We start from the raw sequence: 20,074 nt of genomic DNA, 5'->3' as shown, positions 1-20,074 counted from the left end.
GTACATGATGGCCCCCTTCCTTGCGCTAGGCGCAAGGAAGGGGGCCATCATGTACTGGGGAAGCGGGCAGGAGCGGCGGTGACCACCCGGAACCGACGCCTCGGCGGAGCCCCGCTCTAGTCGCCGGAGACGCCCCAGATCGCCAGTTCGACGGCGACGTCGTTTTCGTAGAGCAGCGCGCAGTTCGCGCTCCACCGAGGGCGGCGCTCGTACGGCAGCTGTCCCGCCTTGTCGAGCTCGTCGAAACCCGCGACGGACGGTTCCTCGGTTCCGAAGGCGGCGAGGAGTTCGTCGTCGGTCAAGGGCCGGATCGTGCCGAAGTCGTCCTCGCCCGTGGCGCTGATGAACTCGTGGACGTCGAGCACGGAGTGGGTCCCGGACTCCTGGACGCTCTCCACCTCGTACAGCTCGTCGACCGAGTCCGGGCGGCCGAGTTCGTCCTCTTCCCAGAGGTAGTCACCCTCCGCGAAGACCTGCGCCTTCATCGCGTCCAGCGCGGCTTCCGGGTCGCCGTCGAACCGGCCGCGGACAGACCAAGCCGAAGCACCCACCGGGGCCACCTCCTCATTCGCCGAGCGAACAGCGTAACCGGCCCCGGTCCTTTCGGGTTCGGCCAAACGTGACAAATTTTCGCATTACCCTTTTCCAGAGTTCACCCCCCGGCTAACGTCGTCCGGCATCGTCCTTCCGCGACACCCACCCGCGACGAGTAGGGGCACCGCCATGTCCGACATCTCCAGGCGCACCTTCGCCACGGCAGGCGCCGCCGGCGTCGGCCTGCTGCTGTGCACGCCGACCGCCAACGCGCTCGACCGGGCGCTCGCGCTCACCACGACCCGCGCGACACGCACCGCGGGCACCACGCTGGAATCCGCGGCGGCCCCACTGAAGAGCGGTCCGAACTACACGCGGCTGACCGCGGGCCCCGGCTGGCCGCTCGTGGTCCGGGGCGATCTCGCCGCGCCGAAGTCCGGCCGCGACGACCGGCGCCGCGCGATGGCCTCGTTCGCGCAGTTCACCGACCTGCACTTCACCGACGCCGAGAGCCCGGCGCGGTTCGAGTACCTGCACCCGTTCGTCGGCTCGGCGCACCGGCCGCAGGAGACGCTCGGCCCGGTCGCGACGACGGCGCTGGTGGAGCGCGTGAACAGCCTCAAGGCGGGCCCGTTCACCGGACGGGCGATCGATTTCATGGTCACCACCGGCGACAACACCGACAACCACGAGCTGATCGAGCTCGAATGGTTCCTCAAGGTGCTCAACGGCGGCACGGTGAACCCCACGTCCGGCGACCCGAACACGCACGAAGGCGTCCAGACGTCCGGGTCTTCGCACTACTGGAATCCCGGCAAGCCGCTGGACGACGCGTACACGGAAAAGGGCTTCCCGCAGCTACCCGGCCTGCTCGGCGCGGCATCGAACACCTTCACCTCGCCTGGTCTCGACGTCCCGTGGTTCTGCACCTTCGGCAACCACGACGACAGCATCGTCGGCACCGTGCCGGATCTGCCGGGGATGGACGCCTGGTACACCGGCCGCTTCAAGGTGATCGGCAAGGACGAGACGACGTCGCGGAAGCTCGCCAAGGCGATCGGCTCCGGCTCCGGCGTCCCGATCACGGAACTGTTCGGCGGTTCGGGCACGATCCGCGAGATCACCCCCGACGAGCGACGGCGGCCGTTCAGCACCGCCGAGTTCGTGCAGCATCACCTCGACACCGCCAACACCGGACCCGGCCCGGTCGGCCACGGGTTCAGCGGGAACAACGCCGACGGACGGAACGTGTACTACACCTTCCGCATCGCGCCGGGCGTCGTCGGCATCAGCCTCGACACCACGACGATGGCCGGTCTCGCCGACGGGTCGATCGGGCTCGGGCAGTTCACCTGGGTGGAGAACACGCTCAAGCGCAACAGCTCGACGTACTACGACTTCTTCGGGCGCAAGGTCACGAAGAACGTGACGGACGAGCTGTTCATCCTGTTCAGCCACCACACCAGCGGCACCATGGGCAACGTCCTCCCGGACGCGCGGCACCCGCTGGAGCCGCGGCTCAACGGCGACACGTTCGTCTCGCTGTTGAACCGGTTCCCGAACGTGCTGGCGTGGGTCAACGGGCACACGCACCACAACAAGATCACCCCGCACCCCGGCAAGACGGCGAAGCAGGGCTTCTGGGAGATCAACACCGCGTCGCACATCGACTTCCCGCAGCACGCGCGGATCATCGAGGTCGCCGACAACGCCGACGGCACGCTTTCGCTGTTCACGACGCTGATCGAGGCGGAGGCACCGTACGAGGCGTCGTACTCGGACACCTCGACGCAAGCGCTTGCGTCTCTTTACCGGGAGTTCTCGTACAACGACATCCACGCCTCGCTCGGCGCGGTCGGTACCGCCCAAGACCAGAACACCGAACTCCTGCTGACCCACCCCCTCGCCTGACACCCGGCGCCCCGCTGGTCGCGAAAGCGACACAAGCTCGGGCCGTCTTGCAGACAACTGTTTACATACCTCGCGCGACCGGCGAAAATCCCTTCCCTACTGGGTGGAATCGAGGGATGGAGCCGGGATGCGCATACGAGGGCTGGTCACGATGCTGACGATCGCGACGCTGACCGCGGTGACGGCACAGACGGCGGAGGCGGGCCCCGGCCGCGGAGACGACGAGTCGATCGACCACCACGAATGGTCCGGTCGACACGGTTTCCGTGACGGCAGACTGGAGGGGCTCGACCTCGACCGCGGCGCGCTGCGCATCGACCGCCCGATCGGCACCGTCGAGCACACGGAACCGGCACTCGGCACCACGAAAACCTACGAATACGGCCAATGGACGTCGAGGAGTCACAAGCAGGGCTTCGACGCCTCCCAGCTGGTCGCGTCGTGGAACGCGAAGACACCGGCCAAGACCTGGATCAAGATCGAGGCGAAGGGCCGCACCGCGTCGGGCGCCGAAACCGCCTGGTACGTCATGGGCCGGTGGGCCGCCGGGGACGCCGACATCAAGCGCACCAGCGTCGACGGCCAGAGCGACGCCAACGCCGCGGTCGACGTCGACACGCTCGTCATGAAGGCGGGAGTCGCGCTCAGGTCGTATCAGCTGCGGGTGAGCCTTTATCGCGAGGCCGGTTCCCGCGCCACGCCGTCGGTGACGTCGGTCGGCGCCATGACGTCGCTGGTCCCGGACCGGTTCGAGGTCCGGGCGACGAAACCGGGCCGCGCCACCGGCATCGAGCTCAAGGTGCCCGCCTACGCCCAGAACCTCCACAAAGGACAGTTCCCGGAATACGGGGGCGGCGGGGAGAACTGGTGCAGCCCCACGTCCACCGAAATGGTGGCCGAGTACTGGGGCAAACGGCCCAAGGCCGAGGACATGGCGTGGATCCCGGAGGGTTACGTCGATCCGACAGTCGCGTACGCGGCCCGTTACACGTTCGACTACGCCTATGACGGAACCGGCAACTGGCCGTTCAACACCGCGTACGCCGCTTCACTCGGACTGCGTGGGCACATCACCCGTTTGCACTCCTTGAACGAACTCGAAAACTACATCGCGCGCGGCATCCCGGTGATCACGTCGCAGTCGTTCAAGGCCGAGGAACTCGACGGCGCGGGCTACGGCACCGCCGGGCACATCATGGTCGTCGTCGGCTTCACGAAGGACGGCGACGTGATCGCGAACGACCCGGCCGCCAGCAGCAACGACCGAGTCCGGAACGTCTACAAGCGACACCAGTTCGAGACGATCTGGCAGCGCACCAAGCGATACAACACCACGGGCGGCGTTTCCAGCGGCCCGGGAGGGGTCGCTTACATCATCACGCCCAACTGAATCGGTTCCCCACCCGAGCGGATCTCGCGGCCGGAGTCGATTCCGTGGCAAGCTACGGAGTCGACTACTCGGAGGTGGGTATGCCGTACGAGGTGACGTGGTGAAACTCTTCACCGACGCCGATTTCCCCGCCGACCCGTACCCGGGAGCGCGGCCAGGTCATTCGTTCGTCCACTTCGACGGCGCCGGGCACAGTCTCGACACCGCGCCGGAAGGCTGGCGCGAGCGCCAAGCCGTGCTGGCCTACGGCTCGAACGCGTGCCCGTCGAAGATCACCTGGCTGCGGGAGAACATGGGCCTGACGGGCCCGGTCGTCGTCTGCAACGCGCGCTGCACCGACCTGGCCGCGGTCTGGGCGTCCGGCCTGCGGTTCCGGGACGGGCAGCGGCCCGCCACGCTCGCCGCCGCCCCGGGCATCGTCGAGGAGCACGCCGTCTGGTTCGCGACCCCGGAGCAGATCGCCGTCCTCGACGAATGCGAGGGCAACGGGCAGCGCTACCGCCTGGTGCGGCTGACCGCGCCGGCCATCACCCTCGACGACGGCACCGTGCTCGACGACGTGGTGGCCTACGTCGGCGCCGCGGACATCCGCCTGCCGATCCTGGTGGACGGCAGGCACATCCGCGTCGCCGACCTCGAACAGCGCCGGGCCGCGGCGCTGGAAGGAATCCCCGCCGAGACGCACGGCCTGGACTGCACGCTGGTCGAGGCCGGGACGCTGGTCAAAGAAGCTTCCCGGGATTGAGGATCCCGGCCGGATCCACGGCCTTTTTCGCCGCCCGCAACACTTCGACGCCGATTTCACCGATCTCCGCCGACAGGTACCGCGCGTGGTCGACACCGACGGCGTGGTGGTGCGAAATGGTGCCGATCCCGGTGATCGCCTCCGACGCCGCCGCCTTCGCCCGCTGCCATTGGCCGATCGGATCGGCCTCGTCGCGCGCGGTGAGCACGGTGAAGTACAGCGAAGCGCCCGTTTCGTACGCGTGCGAGACGTGGCACATGATGACGGCCCGGCCGAGCGTGGCCGTGAGCGCGGCGCGGACGGCGTCACGCAGGTCGCTCAGTTCCGCCCAGTACGCGGCGGTTTCCAGGGTTTCGACGCAGACACCGTTGTCCAGCAAGGCGTCCCGCTGCCGGGGTCCGGAAAACCGGCCGCGGCGCCAGGATTCGCCGAGCGCGTCACCGATGCGGACCGCGCCGAACGGCTCCAGCACCCGCGTGGTCTCCTGGCGTCGCCGGGCGACCTCGCGTTTCGACGCGCCTTCCCAGCCGACGATCAGCAGGCAGGGCGCGTGGACTCCGCGCGCTTTGAGATACCGTCGCAGCGCCTTGGTCTTCCAGTTGTCGTTGAGCGCGAGCGAAACCTCGCTTTCGTCCACATCGGACAGTCGTGTGACGTCCGCGAGCACGTGCCGCTGGGCGAGTTCGCGGACCGCCGCCGTGCCGTTCTCCCAGCCGTCGAGGACGTAGCCCTCGTAGCGGCGGACTTCCGGGACCGGGCGGACGCGGAGGGCGACCTCGGTGATCACGCCGAGCGTGCCCTCGCTGCCGACGGCGAGGTGCCGCAGATCGGGTCCGGCGGCCGACGCCGGCGCGACGCCGAGCTTCCATTCGCCGCGCGGGGTCGCGAGCCGGACGCCCGAAACCATGTCCTCGAACCGGCCGTAACCCGAAGAGGCCTGCCCGGCGGACCGGGTCGCGGCGTAGCCGCCGATCGTGGCGCGCTCGTAGGACTGGGGCACGTGCCCGAGGGTGAAACCGTGCCCAGCGAGCAGCCGATCGGCCTCCGGGCCGGTGACCCCCGCCTGCAGGACCGCGATCCGGGAGACCGGGTCGACGGAGACCAGGCCGTCGAGCCTGGTGAGGTCGAGCGCGATCACCGCGCTCTTGTCCCCGCGCAGCGCCGAGACCCCGCCGACCACCGACGTCCCGCCGCCGAACGGGACGACGCCGACGTCGTGCCGTGCGCAGATTTCCAGCACCGACTGGACTTCGCCGGGATTCCCCGGCAGGACGACGGCGTCCGGCACCGGAAAATCACCGAACCCGCGGCGCCGCACCAAGTCCAGATAGGACAGGCCGCTCGCCCGCGCGAGCCGTTCCCCCGGCGTCGCCAGAACGTGTTCGGCGCCGACGAGGTCTTCGAGGTCTCGCTTCGGCTGTTCGTCCAGTCGCGGTTCGGGAACGGACAGCGCCGATTCGGGTGCGAACGGCGCCGCGGAGGCCAGCGGGCCGATACGCTGGACGAGCCACCGCAGCGCCTTCGCCGGAAGGTGGGCCGCGTCACCCGCCTCGGGCGTCCAGGATCGTCTTAACCGGTGGTCAATAAGCTCGGTCACGACTACAGTGTTACATATGGACGTAAAACGTCACTCACCTGCGGAAACAGGCGTCTCGGCACTGGCGGACACCCGATCCCGCCAGGCCTCGACACGCGTGTCCGACGACGTTCTGCTCGACGCGGCGAAGAAGTGCGTGCTCGCCGTCGGCGTGCGGCGGACCACACTCGCCGAGATAGCGCGGACGGCGAAGGTCAGCCGGATGACCGTCTACCGCCGGTTCCCGGACGTGCGCAGCGTGCTCGCGACCCTCATGACCCGGGAATTCGGCGGCCTGCTGCAAGGCGCCGCCGAACCGGAGGTCGAACCGGCCCACTTCCGCGAGAAGCTCGTCCAGAGTTCGACGGCCGCCGTCGCCGCGCTGTCGGGCGACCCGCTGTTCCGCACACTGCTGGACCTCGACCCCGAACTGGTCCTGCCCTACATCGTCGAGCGGCTCGGGAAGACCCAGCGCTTCGCCGAAGGCGTGATCCTGCACCTGCTGCGAGGCGGCCACGAAGACGGCTCGATCCGCAAGGGCGACCTGCCCTCGCAGGCGCGCACCCTGTTGCTGCTCATCCAGTCCTTCACGTTCTCCTACCGGCCCGCCACCGCGGACGTGAACGAGAAAGCCCTGATGGCGGAGTTCGCCCACGTGCTCGACGCGGCGTTGCGACCGTGACGCCAGGCTCGCTCAACGCTCTGCGCCGTGAGCGGGAGCTCGCGGCACTGGCCGGCGGCGAGCGGGTCGACCTGGTGGTGGTCGGCGGCGGTGTCACCGGCACGGGGATCGCGCTGGACGCGGCCGCGCGCGGGCTCTCGGTGGCGCTGATCGAGGCGTACGACCTGGCGTACGGCACGTCGCGCTGGTCCAGCAAGCTGGTCCACGGCGGGCTTCGGTACCTCGCCAAGGGCGATCTGGCGCTGGCGCACGAAAGCGCGGTCGAACGCGGGATCCTGATGACCCGCACCGCCCCGCATCTCACCCGGGCGATCCCGCAGCTGTTCCCGCTGTATCCCGAGACTTCCCGCGGTCAGCAGGCGTTCATCATGACCGGCCTCGTCGCCGGTGACGGGCTCCGCCGGGCGGCCAGGACCCCGGCGTCGGTGCTGCCCCGGCCGCGGTCGATCCCGGCCGCGGAGGCGCTCGCGCTCACGCCCGGCCTGTCGCCCCAAGGCCTGCGTGGCGCGCTGCTGGCCTACGACGGCGCGCTGACCGACGACGCGCGGCTCGTGGTGAGCCTGGCGCGCACGGCGGCGTCACGCGGCGCGAAGATCCTCACGCGGGTCGAAGCCCTCCGGCTCGACGCCGATTCCGTGCTGGCCCGCGACCGGCTCACCGGGCAGGAGATCGAGATCCGCGCCGGTCAGGTCGTCAACGCGACGGGCGTCTGGGCGGGCGAGCTGGCGGAGTCGGTGCGGCTTCGGCCGTCCCGCGGTTCCCATCTCATCCTGGCTTCGGGGGCGGCACGGATCGGCGCGACGTCGGTCAACGTCCCCGTCCCCGGTGAGAACAACCGGTTCGTCTTCCTGCTGCCGCAACCCGACGGCCGCGTGTTCGTCGGGGTCACCGACGAACCGACGGACGGCCCGGTCCCGCGCGTGCCGACCGTGCCGGAGTCCGATGTGGACTTCCTGCTCGAAGTGGCGTCGAAGGCATTCACCCGCCCGCTGACCCGTGCCGACGTCGCGGGCTCGTTCGCCGGACTGCGGCCACTGGTCGAAGGCGGCGGCGGACGCAGCGCGGATCTCTCGCGCAAACACGCGGTGGTGACCGGCTCCGACGGCGTGCTCACCGTCGTCGGCGGCAAGCTGACGACGTACCGGAAGATGGCCGAGGACGCCGTCGACGCGGCGTTGAAGCGGTCCGGGCAGCGTGCCGGGCCGTCGACCACGTCCCGGCTCCCTTTGCTCGGCGCGACTCCGCGCCATCGTCTGTCCTCTGTGGACGCACCGGCCCGGCTGGTCGCCAAGTACGGCACCGAAGCGCCGCGTGTCGCGGCGCTCGGCGAGGTCGATCCGGAACTGGGCCTGCCGCTGTCCGACGGCACCGAGATCAGCGCGGCGGAGGTCGTCTGGGCCGTGCGGCACGAGGGCGCGCTCGACGTCGATGACGTCCTGGAGCGCCGCACCCGGCTCGGCCTGGTCACCTCCGACGCCGAGGCCGCCCGCGCCCGCGTCCAGGAGCTCGTCGACAAGTCGCTCGCCGGCCTCGCCTGACCGCGTTTCGTCCTCTGAATGCGGTACTTGCGTGCGCAACTACCGCATTTAGTCCTCTAGATGCGGTGAAGCGCGCCCTCAACTTGACGAGTCGTTGGGTTTTTGCAACAGTATGTTCCATGAGCCCGGTCAGACGCGGCAAAGAGCTGCCGATCTACAACCGGCTTCCCGTACTTCGCGCCGAGCGCGGACTGAGCCGGGCCGCCCTCGCGACGGCGGTCGAGGTCAATCCGCAGACCATCGGCGCACTCGAACGAGGCGACCACTACCCGAGCCTCGACCTGGCGTTTCGCATCTGCGCCGTGTTCGACCTCCCGGTCGAGGCCGTGTTCAGCCGCGAACCGTTCACGCCACTGTCCACTCAGGTCTACCGGGAGGGGGGAACATGAGTGAGGAACGAGGCCGTCTCGCGACGTACTGGGAGCGTCAGCAGGAGCGCTGGGAGGCGCTGGAACGCAAGCGAGCCCAGCGGCTTCCGTCCTGGCGGACGAGGAAACGGCGGCGGACGTTGAGCGTGTTCGTGGTGGCGGGCAACCTGATCCTGATCACCGGCGCCGCCCTGTTCCACGTGGCACCCGAGGTGGTCTTCTTCGTGTGCTGGTTCGGCGGCTGCGTCGTCGCGGGCGGCGCGCACTACCTGCTGCGGATCCTGACCGGCAAGATGAGCAACGGCTTCTCCAGCCGGCTCGACGAGCGCGAGCGGGAATGGCGTCACCGTGCCACGTTCATCAGCTACCAGGTCTTGGTCGCGCTGATGATCGTCGCGGTGTTCTATGGCCTGCTCGTCTCCGGCACCGAGGACGGCGGCGCGCGCGGCGCGATGATGGGCTGCGCGCTCCTGGTCGCCGGCACCACGCTGTCCGGCGTCATCCTGGGCTGGTCGCTGCCGGACGACGATCCGGAGGACTTCGAGGAGGTGACTCCCGCATGATCGTCACCAGGACCCGCTCTGATCGGCGGCGGCTCGCCGTCGCCGCGGTGATCGGCCACCTCGTGGTCATCGCCGGAGCCGCGTTGCTGCGCGAGCCGACGTTGTGGTTCGCCGTCGGCATGATGGGCCCCGGGCTGTGCCTGTGCGTCGGCGCCGCGGCCGTGTTGCGCCGTTCGGTCGGCAGACCCGGCTCCGCGGCGAAGGACCTCGACGAGCGCGAGCTGCTGCTGCGCGACCGCGCGCACTACGCGGCGTTCCAGGGGATCTGCCTGCTGATGCTGGTGGACCTCGCCTACGGGCTCTACGCGGCCGGGCAGCCGGATTCCGGCTCGTTGCTTTCTTCGATGACAGCGGCGTTGTTCGTCTTCGGTACGTCGCTGCCGGCGCTCTGGCTCGCCTGGAAGCTGCCGGACGACGATCCAGAGGACTTCGACGAGGGGATTCCGGCATGACCGGCCACAAGCGGCGCCACAAGGTGTCGATCGGGGTGATCGCCGTCGCTTTGGTGGCGGGCGGGGTGTTCGGCGGCGCGGTCAGGGCCGTATTGGTTTACCGGGCCACTTCGGTGGTGAGCAACGTCAAGCTGGACGGCTTGATCCAGCGCAACCGCACGGTTTCCGGCGTCCATCGGGGGATCACGGCGCTCGTGCGGTATTTGGAGGAGGGCAAGTGGAAATGACCGAGGGGAAACTGGAGATCGACCGGATCTCCAAGAAGTACGGCGCGAAGGTCGCGCTGGACGAGGTGAGCTTCGAGGTCCAGCCCGGTGAGCTGTTCGGGTTCGTCGGCAGCAACGGCGCGGGCAAGACCACCACGATGCGGATCGTCCTCGGGGTGCTGGCGGCCGACTCCGGCCAGGTGCGCCTCGGTGGCGCGCCGATCACCCACGAGACCCGCACGCACATCGGGTACATGCCGGAGGAACGCGGCCTGTACCCGAAGATGAAGGTGCTGGAGCAGCTGGTCTACCTCGCCGAACTGCACGGGATGTCGGCCAACGACGCCCACCGCAGCGCCGAGAACTGGATCGCCCGGCTCGGGCTGAGCGAACGCAAGAAGGACGAGGTCCAGAAGCTGAGCCTCGGCAACCAGCAGCGCGTGCAGCTCGCGGCCGCGCTGGTGCACGATCCGCGCGTCCTCGTGCTGGACGAGCCGTTCTCCGGCCTCGACCCGCTGGCCGTGGACGTGATGAGCGGTGTGCTGCGCGAGAAGGCGGCGACCGGGGTGCCGGTGGTGTTCTCCAGTCACCAGCTGGATCTGGTCGAGCGGTTGTGCGACCGGGTCGGCATCATCCGAAGTGGACGGATGGTCGCCTCGGGCACCGTCGGCGAGCTGACCGCGGGCGCGGGCAACGGCCTCGTCGTCACAGCGCCCAATGCCGCGCCCGGCTGGGCTTCGGCCGTTCCCGGTGTCCGGTCCGTCGAGCAGAACGGCCCGACGTCGATCCTCGAACTCGAGGCGGGAGCCGACGATCAGGCCGTGCTCGCCGCGGCGCTGGCCACCGGGCCGGTCACCGAATTCACCAAGCGCAGGCGTTCGCTGACCGAGCTGTTCCGCGACGCCGTCGCCGAGAAGCCCGCCGCACAGGGAGTTTCCGCATGAACACCGTTTCGTCGTGGCGCGCGGTCTGGCTCATCGCCAAACGTGAACTGAACACCCGGCTGCGCACCCGGTCCTTCGTGGTCGGCACCGCCGTGCTGCTGGTCATCCTGATGGGCTACGTCCTGCTGCAGTCGACGCTGGCCGACAACCAGGACAAGAGCAAGATCGGGCTCACCGGGCAGACCGCCGGGATCGCGCAGCAGCTCCAGAAGGCGGGTGAGGCGCTCGGCGAAAAGATCGAGACCGTCACCGTCGCCGATCCGGCCCAGGGCAAGACGCAGGTCGAGAGCGGCGATCTCGACGCGTTGCTGTCCGGCAACGCCACCGAGCTGAAGGTGCTCGTCAAGTCCGAATTGGACACCAAGCTGCGCACCGTGCTGAACGGCGTGTCCCAGCAGGAAGTGCTGAACGGCATCCTTTCCGAGGCCCAGAAGTCCCCCGACGAGGTGATGCGCACTGTCGGGCAGACGCAGGTCGAGGTCGACTCGATCAAACCGCCGGATCCGGAGAAGTCCCAGCGGATGGTGATCGGGCTGATCGTGGCCGTGCTGCTCTACATGAGCATCGTGACCTACGGGACGCTGGTCGCGCAGGGTGTGGTCGAGGAGAAGTCCAGCCGGGTCGTCGAGATCCTGCTCTCCACCGTCCGGCCGTGGCATCTGTTGCTGGGCAAGGTGATCGGGCTCGGCCTGGTCGGGCTGACGCAGCTGGTCATCATCGGCGGCGCGGGGTTGATCGTCGCCTCGGCGACCAACGTCCTGACGCTGTCCGGGGTCGCGACGGGCGCGCTGCTGTGGGGTGTGGTCTGGTACCTGCTCGGGTTCCTGCTGTACGCCACCGTCTACGGCGCGATGGGTTCGCTGGTCTCCCGGCAGGAGGACACCCAGTCGGTCATCGGCCCGGTCAACATCGTGCTGATCCTCGGCTTCGTCGTCGGGTTCAACCTGCTGGCGCAGTCCCCCGAGGGCACGGGGACGAAGATCCTGTCCCTGGTGCCGTTGCTCTCGCCGGTGCTGATGCCCGCGCGGATCGCGGCCGGGACCGTCGAGGTGTGGGAAGTCGCGCTGTCGCTGGGCCTGACCGTGGGCGCCATCGCCCTGTTCACCTGGCTGGGGGCGCGGATCTACCAGAACAGCGTCCTGCGGGTCGGCAGCCGGATCAAGCTTTCCGAGGCCCTGAAGGGCTGACCCCCAAGTACGTGAAGGCCCCCTTCATTGCGCCTAGGTACATGAAGGGGGCCTTCACGTACCTTTGATGGCGCCGTAGCGCTCCAGGGCGACCTGGCGTTCGTGGGCGTGGTCGACCATCGGCGCCGGATAATCCTTGACGCCCTGCGGCTTGTGCACCGCTTTCCCTTGCACGGAGCGGAGTTCGGGGACGTAACGGCGGACGTACTCGCCCGAGGGGTCGAACTTCTCCCCCTGCGTGGTCGGGTTGAAGATCCGGAAGTACGGCGCGGCGTCGGTGCCGCTGCCCGCCACCCACTGCCAGTTCAACTGGTTCGACGCGAGGTCGCCGTCGACGAGGTGCCGCATGAAGTGCCGGGCACCCAGCCACCACGGCAGGTGCAGATCCTTGACCAGGAAACTCGCGACGATCATCCGGACGCGGTTGTGCATCCAGCCCTCGGCGAGCAGCTGCCGCATCCCCGCGTCGACGATCGGGAATCCGGTGCGCCCCTCGCACCAGCGTTTGAAGCCCTCGTCGTCGCTCTCGTGTTCCATGGCGTCGAAGCGGGAGTCGTAGTTCTTGCGCGCGGTTTCGGGGCGGTGCCACAGGACGTCGGCGTGGAACTCGCGCCAGGCGAACTCGCCGCGCAGCGACTTCGCGCCTGATCCCTCGTTCCCGGCGAGGTCGGCCAGCAAGGTGCGCGGGTGGACGCAACCCCAGCGCAGATACGGCGAAAGCCTTGTCGTACCGGGGCGATCCGGGCGGTCGCGATCCTCGTCGTAGGTCTCCAGGCCGTCGTCGAGGAACTCGTGCCAGCGCTCCAGCGCGGCCTTCTCGCCGGGCTCCGGCAGCTCCATTCCTTTGAGCGACGGGGATTTGGGGAGCTTGACCGACCGCGGCGGCTCCACCCAGTCCACTATGGACTTTCCGGTGTCCGCCGGGCGCGGCCAGCCGTGGCGCACCCAGGCGCGGTAGAACGGGGTGAAGACGCGGTAGGGGTCGCCGTCCGGTTTGGTGATCCGGCCGGGGGTGACCGCGTACGAGGAGCCGGTCTCGGTCCAGGCGATGTCGTGCTCCGCCAAGGCCTTCTTGACCTCGTCGTCGCGGCGGCGGCCGTACGGGCCGGTGTCCGAGCTGACGTGCACGGCCGCGGCGCCGATCTCCCGCGCGGCCTTCACGACCTCCTTGACCGGGTCGCCCTTGACGAGCATCAGCCGTCCGCCGAGCTGGTCTTCCAACGCCTTGAGGCAGCCGTGCAGGAACGCGACGCGCGGCGCGCCGGAGGGCTTGAGGAGCGCGTCGTCGAGGACGTACAGCGCGAGGACGTGCTTGCTGTGCTTCGAGGCTTCCAGCAGGGCGGCGTGGTCGCCGAGGCGCAGGTCGCGGCGGAACCACAGCACTACGGGGGCTTCTTTGGTCACCCGGGGAACCCTAAGCGGTACCGGCGGTGAGCGCAGTCCGGCCCCCGGATGTCATGAGGGGTCCCCATGGGACGTTTTTCGCCCTATGGGGACCCCTTATGACACTTACGAGACCGGAGGGTCAGCGCTCCGAGATCGGCGCGTAGTCCCGCTCGGCGGAGCCGGTGTAGATCTGCCGCGGGCGGCCGATCTTGGTGGCCGGGTCCTGGATCATCTCGCGCCAGTGCGCGATCCAGCCCGGCAGACGGCCCAGCGCGAAGAGCACGGTGAAGTACTTCGTCGGGAAGCCGAGCGCCCGGTAGATCAGACCGGTGTAGAAGTCGACGTTCGGGTACAGCTTCCGCTCGATGAAGTAGTCGTCCGAGAGCGCGGTCTCTTCCAGCTTCTTCGCGATGTCGAGCAGCTGGTCGCCGCCCTTGAGCTTGGAGAGGATCTCGTCCGCGGTGTTCTTGATGATCTTCGCGCGCGGGTCGTAGTTCTTGTAGACCCGGTGCCCGAAGCCCATCAGGCGGACACCCTTTTCCTTGTTCTTCACGCGCCGGACGAAGTCCGCGACGTCGCCGCCATCGGCCTGGATGCCCTCGAGCATGTCCAGGACCGCGCTGTTGGCGCCACCGTGCAGCGGGCCGAACAGGGCGTTGATGCCCGCCGAGATCGAGGCGAACAGGTTCGCCTCGGAGGAGCCGACGAGGCGCACTGTCGAGGTCGAGCAGTTCTGCTCGTGGTCGGCGTGCAGGATGAACAGCAGGTCGAGCGCCTTGGCGACGTCCGGGTCGACCTCGTAGGGCTCGGCCGGGAAGCCGAAGGTCATCCGCAGGAAGTTCTCGACCAGGCCGAGCGAGTTGTCCGGGTACAGCAGCGGCTGGCCGACGGACTTCTTGTACGCGTACGCGGCCAGGGTCGGGACCTTGGCCAGCAGGCGGATGGTGGACAGCTCCACGTTCGCTTCGTCGAACGGGTTGAGCGAGTCCTGGTAGAAGGTCGACAGCGCCGATACCGCGCTGGAGAGCACCGGCATCGGGTGCGCGTCGCGCGGGAAGCCGCTGAAGAAGGCCTTGAGGTCTTCGTGCAGCAGGGTGTGACGCTGGATCTTGCCGGTGAACTCGTCCAGCTGGGCCTGGGTGGGCAGCTCGCCGTAGATGAGCAGGTACGAGACCTCGATGAAGGTCGACTTCCCGGCCAGCTGCTCGATCGGGTACCCGCGGTAGCGCAGGATGCCGGCGTCACCGTCGATGTAGGTGATGGCCGACGACGCGGCACCGGTGTTCACGAACCCCGGGTCGTGGGTGATGTACCCGGTCGTCGCCAGCAGCTTCCCCAGCTCGATCCCAGGCGCACCCTCGACCGGGTGGATCACCTTGAACTCGTGCTCGCCGTTGGGCAGGCGCAGCGTCGCGGTCTCGCCGGACTGCCCCGCAGCCGTCGTCGCGTCGGACATGTAAGTCCCTCTCACGTTCAGCACGGGCCGGCGGCGCCTGTAGGTTCCACAGGTACGCCCTCTTTCACGCGCGTGACCCACGGCCTCGCTGCACACCGCCCCGCTGGGGTATGAATTCCCCTCCACGCTAGTCGAGAATGGGGTCAACGCGCAGCGGGTGAGTTGCTCACAACAGCCCCTTTGGGACCAGGTTCACACGGCGGATGCCATATCGTCGGCCGTCGGCGGTTCCGCCCCACTCCGAGAGACCGTGATCGACGCCGCTTTCGCCGCGAATTCGAGCGCCGTGCGCCAGCCGTCGGCGTCGAGAGTGGACACGTCGCGCACCCCGTTCGAGTACAGCCACGCCAGGAGCGCGCCCTGCACGGTGTCACCCGCGCCGATGGTGTCGACGACGGCGACTCGGCGTGACGGGACCTGCGCGATTTCCCCCGCCCGTGTGATGACGGACAACCCCTGCGCGCCACGGGTGAGCACCACGGCATCAACTCCGCGAGAGGTCCAGACCTTTGCCGCTTCGACCGGATCGGCGCCTTCGGCGAGCCATTCCGTGTCGTCGTCGGAGATCTTGAGCAGGCGGATGTGCGGCAGCCAGGACTCGAACCGCGCCCGGTAAGCCGCCGGATCGGTGATCAGCGCCGCGCGGATGTTCGGGTCGAGGACGGTCAGCACGCCTCGGGCGGATTCACGGCGCAACACGGTTTCGTACGTGCTCGCGCCCGGCTCCAGGACCATGCCGAGAGTGCCGAGCGAGAGCGCCGTCACACCGTCCGGCAGCGGGCCGGGGTCGCCGACGAGCCTGTCCGCGGTGCCCTCGGTGTAGAAGGTGTACCGCGCGGAACCCTTTTCGTCGAGCGCGACCACGGCGAGTGTCGTCGGCTCGTTTCCCCGCTGCAGCAAGACGGTGTCGACGCCGGAGGCGTGCAACCGGTCCACCAGCGCGACCCCGAAACGGTCGTTCGAGACGCGCGAAAGGAAGCCCGTCGGGACGCCGAGCCGACCAGCGGCGAGCGCGACGTTGTACGGACCACCACCCATCCGGGGCAGCAGGGCGCGCAGCCCACCGTCCACAGTGGAATCCAACGGTTCACCAGGAACGAGGTCGACCAGCGCCTCTCCACCCACCACGATCACGGGCGCGATGCTAGCCGAGAGGGCGGCGAAACCACCATGATTGTCAGTTCAGGACATTTTTTGTCGCGATTCCTCCAAGCAAAAGCTCTGACAAAGCGGTGAACGCCTCGGCGTCGGTCACCCCGGTGCGCTGACCGACGACACCGGTCTGGATTCCCTCGATGATCAGCCCCGCCATTTCCGCGATCAGCCGCGCGTGCACCTCGCGGAAAACACCGTCGGTGACGCCGCGGTCGATGAACGACCGGATCCGCTGGGCCGCGGCGCGGCTGTTGAGCTGATACGCGTCCCGCGCCGGCGCGAATTCGGCGATGTCGGTCATGAAAGCGGCCGAAGCGCGATTCAGGTATTCGGAGATCCCGGCGAGGTACTCCCCGAGGATCTTCCGGGCGTCGTCGATACCGCCGATCCGCTCCTCCAGGAGCTCGGCGGCGCCCTTGAAAAAGTGCGCGACCACCTTGACCGCGAGCTGCTCCTTGCTGGGCGCGAGCGCGTAGAGGGTCGACTTCGAGCAGTGGAGCCGGGCGGCGAGGTCGTCCAGCGTGAACTGCGAGAACCCCTCGGAGAGGAAGAGGGCTTCGAGTTCCGAGAGCAGTGCTCGCTGACGCGCGGTGGGCTGACGGCGCGGGGTCCTGCTCTCGGTCATCGGATCACTATCCCTTACGCGGACGGTGTCCCCCCAGCGCCATCTACTGTACGCTGAATCAGCCCACAGTACTGTTTTGAGTACAGTTCAGCGCGGAGGAATCATGCCGGCGGACCGTCTGCTGCCCAGCACCGAGGCTCAGGATCTGATCGATCTGGCCAAGGAGATCGCACGCGAGGAACTCGCCCCGATCGCGAGCAAGTACGAAGAGACCGCGCACTTCCCGCGCGAGCAGTTCCGCCTGCTCGGCCAGGCCGGGCTGCTCGGGCTGCCGTACGCGGAGCGATGGGGTGGCGGCGAGCTGCCGTACGAGGTCTACCTGCAGGTTCTCGAGGAGATCGCGGCCGCGTGGATGTCGGTCGGTGTCGGGCTGTCGGTGCACACGATGTCCTGCTTCGCGCTGGCCCACCACGGCAGCGACGAGCAGCGCGACCGCTGGCTGCCCGCGATGCTGGAAGGCGGTCTGCTGGGCGCGTACGCGCTCTCGGAGACCCACGCCGGCTCCGACGCGGCCGCCCTCTCGACCCGCGCGCGGCGCGACGGCGAGCAGTACGTCGTGAACGGCACGAAGGCGTGGATCACCCACGCGGGTGAGGCCGACTTCTACACGACCATGGTGCGCACCAGCGACGACGGCGGCCAGGGCATCAGCTGCCTGCTCGTCGACGCGGCGACGCCGGGTCTCTCGGCCGCGCCGCCCGAGCGGAAAATGGGCCTCACCGGGTCGACCACCGCGCAGATGCTGTTCGAGGACGCCGCCGTCGACGCCGACCGGCGGATCGGCGAGGAGGGCGAGGGACTGAAGATCGCGCTGTCCTCGCTCAGCTCCGGACGCCTCGGCATCGCCGCCTGCGCCGTCGGCCTCGCGCAGGCCGCGCTGGACGAGGCCCTCGAATACGCGAAGGGCCGCACGCAGTTCGGGCGGCCGATCATCGAGTTCCAGGGCCTGGAGTTCCTGCTGGCCGACATGGCCGCCACCGTCGAGACGTCACGCGCGATGTACCTCGACGCCGCCCGCCGCCGCGACCGCGGACTGCCGTTCCAGCGGCAGGCGTCGATCGCGAAGCTCGTCGCGACCGACGGCGCGATGAAGGTGACCACCGACGCGGTGCAGGTCCTCGGCGGCGCCGGCTACACGAAGGACTTCCCGGTGGAGCGGTACATGCGGGAGGCGAAGGTGCCGCAGATCTTCGAGGGCACGAACCAGATCCAGCGCATGGTGATCGCGCGGGAACTCCGGAAGGCCTGACTCTCCGCACTGATACGATCACCAGTGGTCACTCGGCAGCCATGAGACACTGTGGAGGACGTGAGGAGACGCTGTGACAGCCCTTCCCTTTTCCACAACGGGGTCGCACGGTGAGTCAGGGTGGGCCATCCCGGAGCACCTGCTGTCCGTCGCGGAGTACGCGGCGCTCGGTGAGCCCGATTCGGGATTCACCGAGCTCGTGGAAGGCCGCCTCGTCATGTCACCGAGCCCCAAGAGGCGGCACAACAAGGCGCTGTACGCCTTGGCGAGACAGCTGGAATCGCAGCTGCCCGATCACCTCGAGTTCGTCCAGGACATCGACGTCGACCTAGGGCTGGTTCCACCTGGTGAGCCGGGCTTCGCCAGGCGTCCGGACCTGATCATCGCCCTTCGCGAAGCGGGCGACCGGATCGACGCGGAAGACACGATGTATCACGCGGACGACGTCGTCGTGGTGGTCGAGATCGTGTCACCGGGCTCGAAGCGCACCGACTACGTGACCAAGCACGGCGAGTACGCCGACGCGGGGATTCCGCATTACTGGATCGTCGATCTCAGCGAGCCCGTCTCGCTTGTCGCCTGCCATCAAGCGGGTGAACTCGGCTACCAGGATGCTCCCGCCATGACCGGTGAATTCACCGCCACCGAGCCGTTTCCGGTGAAATTGGACCTCGGCCGGCTGCTTTCCTAGCACGGAACCGCTTCGCTACCGACCTCGTGAGTGGCAAGGACGGCCTGTCGTCCGTCTGATCACGCGAGTTCGCCTTCCGGCCCGGCGACCAGGCCGGTCCAGGTGCTCGTGAGTGGTAAGTGCCGTTAGAACGACACTTACCACTCACGACCCACGTGACCGAACGGCCGCCTGCTCAGCCTTCGCGGTAACGCCTGTCTTCGGTGACGCCGACCCCGGCTTCCTCGTCGAAGTGGTAGACCTCGCGCCCGCGCACGAACACCCGCATCGCGCGGTTCATCACGTCCAGCGGGTCGCCCGACCAGATGGCCACGTCCGCGTCGAGGCCCGGCTTCAGCGCGCCGACCTGGTCGTCGAGGCCCAGCATCGCGGCCGGGTTGACGGTCAGCGCCTTCAGCGCGGTCTCCGGGTCGAGGCCGTCCTTCACCGACAGCGCCGCCTGGTACACCAGGAAGTTGATCGGCACGACCGGGTGGTCCGTGGTGATCGCGATCCGCACGCCCGCCCTGGCGAGGATGCCGGGCGCGCGCAGGGTGCGGTTGCGCAGCTCCACTTTGGACTTGGTGGTGAACAGCGGGCCGAGGATCACCGGCACGTCGCGCTCGGCGAGCAGGTCCGCGATCAGGTGGCCTTCGGTGCCGTGGTTGATCACCAGTTTGTAGCCGAACTCGTCCGCCAGCCGGATCGCGGTGACCATGTCGTCGGCGCGGTGGACGTGCTGGTCCCAGTACAGCTCGCCGTCGAGGACCTTGGCCAGCGTCTCCTTGGTCAGGTCGACGTCGAACGGCTTGCCCTCGCCGGCGGCGTGGTCGCGCTGGGCGGCGTAGTTGCGCGCGGCGGTGAACGCGTCGCGGATGGTCGACGCGACGCCGAGCCTGGTCGACGGCGTCTGCTTCCTGTCGCCGTAGACCCGCTTCGGGTTCTCGCCGAGCGCGCTCTTCACGCTGACACCCTCGGCGAAGATCATGTCGAGCACTGTCCGGCCCCAGGTCTTGACGCCGATCGTCTGCCCGCCGATCGGGTTCCCCGAACCCGGCTTGATAACGACGCTCGTGACACCGCCCGCGAGCGCGTCGTCGAAGCCGGGCTCGTACGGGTCGATCCCGTCGATCGCCCGGAACCGCGCGCCGTTGGGGTCGGTCATCTCGTTGGTGTCGTTGCCCGACCAGCCTTCGCCGTCCTCGTGGACGCCGAGGTGGGCGTGCGCGTCGATGAACCCGGGCAGCACCCAGCTGCCCGCGGCGTCGATCAGTTCCGCGTCGTCGGGGACGTCGACGTCGGCGTCCGTGCCGACCGCGACGATCTTTCCGTTCTCGATGAGGACCGTGCCGCCGTCGATGGGTTCACCGTCGACAGGGACGACGTAACCACCGACGATGGCCTTGACCTGTGCTTTGTCAGACATACTTTGACACG

The 20,074-nt window shown here is 68.6% G+C and carries 20 protein-coding genes; 13 read left to right on the top strand and 7 right to left on the bottom strand.

What is annotated here, in order from left to right; all coding sequences use genetic code 11:
- Window positions 1-116 precede the first annotated feature (116 nt).
- Window positions 117-551, bottom strand: a complete 435-nt coding sequence (locus ACFWMR_RS21795) for a hypothetical protein (protein ID WP_378274145.1) — start codon at window positions 549-551, stop codon at window positions 117-119.
- Between the two features lie 172 nt (window positions 552-723).
- Between ACFWMR_RS21795 and ACFWMR_RS21790 the strand changes: the two genes are divergently transcribed.
- From ACFWMR_RS21790 to ACFWMR_RS21780, 3 genes are all read left to right on the top strand, one after another.
- Window positions 724-2,445, top strand: coding sequence for a TIGR03767 family metallophosphoesterase (locus tag ACFWMR_RS21790; RefSeq protein ID WP_378379665.1), 1,722 nt, complete (start codon window positions 724-726; stop codon window positions 2,443-2,445).
- A 127-nt stretch (window positions 2,446-2,572) separates the two neighbouring features.
- Window positions 2,573-3,835: a C39 family peptidase gene (locus tag ACFWMR_RS21785; protein WP_378379664.1), complete on the top strand. Its 1,263-nt coding sequence runs from the start codon at window positions 2,573-2,575 to the stop codon at window positions 3,833-3,835.
- A 97-nt stretch (window positions 3,836-3,932) separates the two neighbouring features.
- Window positions 3,933-4,580, top strand: coding sequence for a gamma-glutamylcyclotransferase family protein (locus ACFWMR_RS21780; protein ID WP_093933265.1), 648 nt, complete (start codon window positions 3,933-3,935; stop codon window positions 4,578-4,580).
- Here the strand turns inward: ACFWMR_RS21780 and ACFWMR_RS21775 are convergent.
- On the bottom strand, window positions 4,558-6,177 hold the full coding sequence (locus tag ACFWMR_RS21775; protein ID WP_378379663.1) for an FAD-binding oxidoreductase: 1,620 nt from the start codon (window positions 6,175-6,177) through the stop codon (window positions 4,558-4,560). The two genes, ACFWMR_RS21780 and ACFWMR_RS21775, sit on opposite strands and share 23 nt — an antisense overlap.
- Window positions 6,178-6,274: 97 nt before the next feature.
- Between ACFWMR_RS21775 and ACFWMR_RS21770 the strand changes: the two genes are divergently transcribed.
- From ACFWMR_RS21770 to ACFWMR_RS21735, 8 genes are all read left to right on the top strand, one after another.
- On the top strand, window positions 6,275-6,838 hold the full coding sequence (locus ACFWMR_RS21770; protein WP_093933264.1) for a TetR/AcrR family transcriptional regulator: 564 nt from the start codon (window positions 6,275-6,277) through the stop codon (window positions 6,836-6,838).
- A complete protein-coding gene (locus ACFWMR_RS21765; RefSeq protein WP_378379662.1) occupies window positions 6,835-8,376 on the top strand; it encodes a glycerol-3-phosphate dehydrogenase/oxidase in 1,542 nt (513 codons plus the stop codon). Before ACFWMR_RS21770 ends, ACFWMR_RS21765 begins: the two co-directional genes overlap by 4 nt.
- A 119-nt stretch (window positions 8,377-8,495) precedes the next feature.
- On the top strand, window positions 8,496-8,765 hold the full coding sequence (locus tag ACFWMR_RS21760) for a helix-turn-helix transcriptional regulator (RefSeq protein WP_005155992.1): 270 nt from the start codon (window positions 8,496-8,498) through the stop codon (window positions 8,763-8,765).
- Window positions 8,762-9,307, top strand: a complete 546-nt coding sequence (locus ACFWMR_RS21755; protein ID WP_378379661.1) for a hypothetical protein — start codon at window positions 8,762-8,764, stop codon at window positions 9,305-9,307. The genes ACFWMR_RS21760 and ACFWMR_RS21755 overlap by 4 nt, the downstream gene beginning before the upstream one ends.
- Window positions 9,304-9,759: a hypothetical protein gene (locus ACFWMR_RS21750; protein ID WP_378379660.1), complete on the top strand. Its 456-nt coding sequence runs from the start codon at window positions 9,304-9,306 to the stop codon at window positions 9,757-9,759. The genes ACFWMR_RS21755 and ACFWMR_RS21750 overlap by 4 nt, the downstream gene beginning before the upstream one ends.
- A complete protein-coding gene (locus tag ACFWMR_RS21745) occupies window positions 9,756-9,986 on the top strand; it encodes a hypothetical protein (RefSeq protein WP_093933260.1) in 231 nt (76 codons plus the stop codon). Before ACFWMR_RS21750 ends, ACFWMR_RS21745 begins: the two co-directional genes overlap by 4 nt.
- Complete coding sequence (locus tag ACFWMR_RS21740; RefSeq protein ID WP_378379659.1) at window positions 9,983-10,909, top strand: ABC transporter ATP-binding protein; 927 nt, start codon at window positions 9,983-9,985, stop codon at window positions 10,907-10,909. The genes ACFWMR_RS21745 and ACFWMR_RS21740 overlap by 4 nt, the downstream gene beginning before the upstream one ends.
- Window positions 10,906-12,096, top strand: coding sequence for an ABC transporter permease (locus ACFWMR_RS21735; protein WP_378379658.1), 1,191 nt, complete (start codon window positions 10,906-10,908; stop codon window positions 12,094-12,096). Before ACFWMR_RS21740 ends, ACFWMR_RS21735 begins: the two co-directional genes overlap by 4 nt.
- A gap of 54 nt (window positions 12,097-12,150) precedes the next feature.
- Here ACFWMR_RS21735 and ACFWMR_RS21730 read toward each other — a convergent pair whose 3' ends face one another.
- The 4 genes from ACFWMR_RS21730 to ACFWMR_RS21715 all read right to left on the bottom strand — a co-directional run bounded on the left by ACFWMR_RS21730 (window position 12,151) and on the right by ACFWMR_RS21715 (window position 16,718).
- On the bottom strand, window positions 12,151-13,500 hold the full coding sequence (locus tag ACFWMR_RS21730; protein ID WP_378379657.1) for a cryptochrome/photolyase family protein: 1,350 nt from the start codon (window positions 13,498-13,500) through the stop codon (window positions 12,151-12,153).
- 121 nt (window positions 13,501-13,621) lie between these two features.
- Entirely contained in the window at window positions 13,622-14,938 is a 1,317-nt protein-coding gene (locus ACFWMR_RS21725) for a citrate synthase (protein ID WP_093933256.1), read from the bottom strand.
- A 192-nt stretch (window positions 14,939-15,130) separates the two neighbouring features.
- Entirely contained in the window at window positions 15,131-16,072 is a 942-nt protein-coding gene (locus ACFWMR_RS21720; protein ID WP_378379656.1) for a carbohydrate kinase family protein, read from the bottom strand.
- A gap of 43 nt (window positions 16,073-16,115) precedes the next feature.
- Window positions 16,116-16,718 carry a TetR/AcrR family transcriptional regulator gene (locus tag ACFWMR_RS21715; protein WP_378379655.1) on the bottom strand — a complete coding sequence of 201 codons (603 nt, stop codon included), beginning with the start codon at window positions 16,716-16,718 and terminating at the stop codon, window positions 16,116-16,118.
- Between the two features lie 103 nt (window positions 16,719-16,821).
- Between ACFWMR_RS21715 and ACFWMR_RS21710 the strand changes: the two genes are divergently transcribed.
- Window positions 16,822-17,967 carry an acyl-CoA dehydrogenase family protein gene (locus ACFWMR_RS21710; RefSeq protein WP_093933253.1) on the top strand — a complete coding sequence of 382 codons (1,146 nt, stop codon included), beginning with the start codon at window positions 16,822-16,824 and terminating at the stop codon, window positions 17,965-17,967.
- Window positions 17,968-18,040: 73 nt separating this feature from the next.
- Window positions 18,041-18,658: a Uma2 family endonuclease gene (locus ACFWMR_RS21705; RefSeq protein ID WP_378379654.1), complete on the top strand. Its 618-nt coding sequence runs from the start codon at window positions 18,041-18,043 to the stop codon at window positions 18,656-18,658.
- A 175-nt stretch (window positions 18,659-18,833) separates the two neighbouring features.
- On the opposite strand, the gene ACFWMR_RS21700 is transcribed toward ACFWMR_RS21705, so the two are convergent.
- Entirely contained in the window at window positions 18,834-20,063 is a 1,230-nt protein-coding gene (locus ACFWMR_RS21700; protein WP_378274163.1) for an amidohydrolase, read from the bottom strand.
- Window positions 20,064-20,074: the final 11 nt, after the last annotated feature.

Source organism: Amycolatopsis thailandensis, assembly GCF_042723255.1.
Taxonomy (GTDB): domain Bacteria; phylum Actinomycetota; class Actinomycetes; order Mycobacteriales; family Pseudonocardiaceae; genus Amycolatopsis; species Amycolatopsis thailandensis.
The sequence above is the reverse complement of the archived record's forward strand: the minus strand, read 5'-3'. Positions and strand labels throughout refer to the sequence as shown.

What these genes read in the sequence shown, in the direction of transcription:
- ACFWMR_RS21790 (WP_378379665.1), top strand. Translation starts at nt 724, where the DNA reads ATGTCCGACATCTCCAGGCGCACCTTCGCCACGGCAGGCGCCGCCGGC.
- ACFWMR_RS21785 (WP_378379664.1), top strand. Translation starts at nt 2,573, where the DNA reads ATGCGCATACGAGGGCTGGTCACGATGCTGACGATCGCGACGCTGACC.
- ACFWMR_RS21760 (WP_005155992.1), top strand. Translation starts at nt 8,496, where the DNA reads ATGAGCCCGGTCAGACGCGGCAAAGAGCTGCCGATCTACAACCGGCTT.
- ACFWMR_RS21755 (WP_378379661.1), top strand. Translation starts at nt 8,762, where the DNA reads ATGAGTGAGGAACGAGGCCGTCTCGCGACGTACTGGGAGCGTCAGCAG.
- ACFWMR_RS21750 (WP_378379660.1), top strand. Translation starts at nt 9,304, where the DNA reads ATGATCGTCACCAGGACCCGCTCTGATCGGCGGCGGCTCGCCGTCGCC.
- ACFWMR_RS21745 (WP_093933260.1), top strand. Translation starts at nt 9,756, where the DNA reads ATGACCGGCCACAAGCGGCGCCACAAGGTGTCGATCGGGGTGATCGCC.
- ACFWMR_RS21740 (WP_378379659.1), top strand. Translation starts at nt 9,983, where the DNA reads ATGACCGAGGGGAAACTGGAGATCGACCGGATCTCCAAGAAGTACGGC.
- ACFWMR_RS21735 (WP_378379658.1), top strand. Translation starts at nt 10,906, where the DNA reads ATGAACACCGTTTCGTCGTGGCGCGCGGTCTGGCTCATCGCCAAACGT.
- ACFWMR_RS21725 (WP_093933256.1), bottom strand. Translation starts at nt 14,938, where the DNA reads ATGTCCGACGCGACGACGGCTGCGGGGCAGTCCGGCGAGACCGCGACG.
- ACFWMR_RS21715 (WP_378379655.1), bottom strand. Translation starts at nt 16,718, where the DNA reads ATGACCGAGAGCAGGACCCCGCGCCGTCAGCCCACCGCGCGTCAGCGA.
- ACFWMR_RS21710 (WP_093933253.1), top strand. Translation starts at nt 16,822, where the DNA reads ATGCCGGCGGACCGTCTGCTGCCCAGCACCGAGGCTCAGGATCTGATC.
- ACFWMR_RS21700 (WP_378274163.1), bottom strand. Translation starts at nt 20,063, where the DNA reads ATGTCTGACAAAGCACAGGTCAAGGCCATCGTCGGTGGTTACGTCGTC.